At 37.5% G+C, this 3,713-nt stretch carries 1 protein-coding gene; it reads right to left on the bottom strand.

The genetic code is table 11. The annotated features are described in order from the left end of the window. Positions 1–3,713 (bottom strand): kelch repeat-containing protein (locus ACFWV9_RS02395; RefSeq protein ID WP_411893634.1); only part of this gene is annotated, 3,713 nt, incomplete at both ends.

Below are 3,713 nucleotides of genomic sequence, written 5' to 3'. Positions count from 1 at the left end.
GGCCGTGCTACCGCTACTGACCGATGACAGCAAGAGTGTTCCGCCCTGTACATCCCAGACACCCTGGTCAATTGACGTACTCCATGCCGTATCGCCCGTATCTATCGTTGTGCCATCTGCCAAATCTTCAAAATCCTCAACCCATGGTAGGTCTATAGGAATGTTTGAAACAGTCCAAGAAAACTGTACTTGAACATCCGATGATCCTTGCCTACTAGCTGTAACAGTTACTAAATATATACCATCACTATTTGGGCCTCCTGTATCTGCTAATAAATCAATAGTCCCTGTAATCTCTCCTGTTGAATTATCAATTGATACTCCCTGTGGTTGTCCATTTATTGTATAAACCATTGGAAATGCCTCATCACCACCAGTGGCCATTGCGGAAAACATGACCGTTTCTCCAACAGAACTACTTTGTTCAGAAATATCTTCTAATATTAAAATGGTTGGATCTAACACCTCCCACTGAAAATTCACAAAAGAAACTTCTAAAGAAGTTGATATGTCTTCAATTGCAACTCTTGTGGTGTAAGGACTATTTAAAATTACCCCAGTTACCGTTCCCGAAATTAAACCTGTTGACTCATCAATAGTTAATCCTTCCGGTAAATCTGATGCAGTAAAAGAATATGTACTACCATTATCAACTACATCTATTTGTAAGGATACAATTTCTCCAAGAAAATTACTTTGATCACCTGGGTTTGTTAAAGGTGAATTTGTTAAGTTAACTGTTGCTGTTTGTGAATTACTATAATTAATAATTAAATTGGCAGTTCTATTATCACCTGTTCCGCTTAATGAAATATTTATTATATGGGAAGTTCCAGAGCTTAATAATCCATTAGTTATTTCTCCTGATGAAATACTGAAATCGGATGCATTTGTTCCAATAATTTCCATTGAAGTGATGAATATTCCTGTATCACCACCAAGCACATCTATATTAAAATCTGAATTGCCTTCGCTCGCTACAGTAACTAGACTTGGTACAGAAAGCTGACTGCCTAAAATTGGATTACCCGATGGGTTATCTACACCATAATACTCCATTTTTTTCTGTGGAGCTCCTCCTGAAGCAAGTCCAGCCAAAATATGGATTCCATTTCCAGATACTATAGCTTGCGTTGACCTATGCCCAAAATTCATGTCTGGCAACTTGTACCATGTCTCAGTTTCAATATCAAAGGCTTCAGTAATTTCGCGTGTTCCTTTAACAAAAACTCCACCACTTAAGTTCTGGTCTTCGTCCCCACCACCCATAACAATAATGTCATTGTTAAAAATAGCTATTGAAGCACCATCTCTTGGTGTAGGCAAATCTTTATTAATTAAAGTTGACCAAATACCTGTTGAAAAATCATAAACGTCTACTTCCTCAACATAACTAGAACTTGGCTGATCAGTTTGTGCACCACCAATCACATAAATTTTATCTCCAACTAATGTAGCTTGAAAATGATCTCTTGCATTAGGCGCATCCATCAAGGTTGTCCATACTCCAGTTTTTGGATTATATTCATCAAACCAAGGCACAAATCCACCACTATGTCCCAATGTATTTCCACCTATTAGATAAAACTTATCATTGTACATTACTAAACCTGCAGACCCTCTTTGTCTTGCTTCAGGAATCTCCGGACCTTCAATCCATTCATTAGTAGTAGTATCAAACAACCAAACATGATCAGCAATAGGATCGTTTGGAAATACAGAATTACCGCCATCAAAAGCTCCTATAACCCATACAAAACCTTGATAATAAACCCCTTGAAAATGATTTAATGTATTTGGAGCAGTGCTTACAGAGGGATTCCATACACCTTGATTGAAATCAAAAATATCTACATTGCTGGTTTCTCTTCCGCCTATGAGTGCAAATTTATCACCTATATGTAAGAAGGAACATTCGTGTCTTTCAGAATAATTTTCTACCTCACCCTTTACTTGCCAAACCACATCGGTAATATTCCAAGTAAAATCAATCTGTTCATCATTAGAGCCTAGTTTGCTTACTGTAACAGTAACAAAATGAAGACCATCAGAATTTGGACCTCCTGAAAGTGCTGTAGAATCTACAGTACCAGAAATTTCGCCCGTATTAGAATCAATTATAACCCCATCTGGTTGCCCAATAATACTGTATGAAAAATCTAAATTAGGACTTCCTCCTGAAGTTACTACAGGTATTATTCCAATGTCATCATTTGATTGATTTACTTGATTTGCCAAACTATTAACGGTAATGACTGTACTAGGAACCAATTGTAGATATTGAGTCGTTGGAACTAAATTGGATGTACCATTAATACCTCCACTTGAAACAATTAATCTATTTTGATAAACCTTTGCAACAGGAGCCATTCTATTGTTTGGCAGATTACAAAGCTCTGTCCATTCATTAGTAACCGGATCGTATTGCGTAACCTCGTCACTAATAATGTTATCTTCTCTACCACCAACTACAATAATCTTATTATTATGAACCAGTGTTCCGGGTTCAACATGAGATCGAGTAGTTGGAAGATCTGCTAGAATAGCCCATGAATCCGTATTTGGATCGTATACATCGACATAATCTGTACGTATAACAGTACCTTCATGACCTTCTTGTCCACCAACAACATAAATAAGTCCATTTAAAGATTGAACACTATGGTGATTTCTAGGTCTTGGTAATGGTGCAGCATTAGTCCATCCAGCATTAATATTATTTAAATCAAGAACATAGTGATCTGAAATATCTGTCTGAAGATCTGCTTCTAACCCACCAATTAGATGAATTATATTATTATTTATAGTTGCAGAACAAGAACCAATAGCGTTTGGAAGGTCTGGACCATCACTCCATGAATTGGTTATTGTATTATATATTCTTACCTTGTTTGTTTGAGAAAGTGTAGCATTATAGTCCCCTAACCAACCACCTATTAACCAAATCTCTTCATTTGTAGTTATAATACCCATATGCGTTAGTGGTTCTGGCAAATCTGAACCTAAGCTCCATGTGTCATTAGTAATATCATAAATATCCAAATCATCACTAGCATTGATACCTTGTAGCCAACCACCCATAACATATAATTTGTCGCCAACAATTGCATTTCTACTTTGAAAACGGCTAACATTTGCATCTGCTAAATCATTCCAAGCACAAGAAATATTATTTATGGTCCAAGTAAATTGTTGTTGAGCACTGGTAGAACCCAATCTATCAGCAGTTAGTGTGACTTGATATATCCCATCACTATTCGTTCCTCCAATATGAGCATCAATGTCAATAATTCCATTTATTTCTCCAGAACTTGCATCGATATCCAAACCTAGTGGTTGGCCTGAAATCGAATAAACAATTGGTTGACTCGTATCTCCTCCTGTGGCATTTGACTGTAGTGAAACAAAATCTCCAACCGTATCTTGTTGATCTTCAATCGCATCCAATGTAAGAGGTAGCTGAGGACCCGTAACCGTCCAATTAAAGTTAATGTCCACGGATTCAGAGCCTGGTTTACTCACTGTTACCGTTACCTGATGCAGTCCATCGTTATTGGGACCACCAATAACAGCGTTAGCACTTACAGTGCCAGAAATCACACCTGTGTTTGAATCTATAACTATACCTTCAGGTTGTCCTGATATAGCATAAGTGAAGTTAGCAGCTGGGTTTCCACCACTTGCCGAAACCCCTAGGGTACTGATCACATCGT

Source organism: Winogradskyella sp. A2, from assembly GCF_046762865.1.
Classification (GTDB): domain Bacteria; phylum Bacteroidota; class Bacteroidia; order Flavobacteriales; family Flavobacteriaceae; genus Winogradskyella.
The sequence above is the reverse complement of the archived record's forward strand: the minus strand, read 5'-3'. Positions and strand labels throughout refer to the sequence as shown.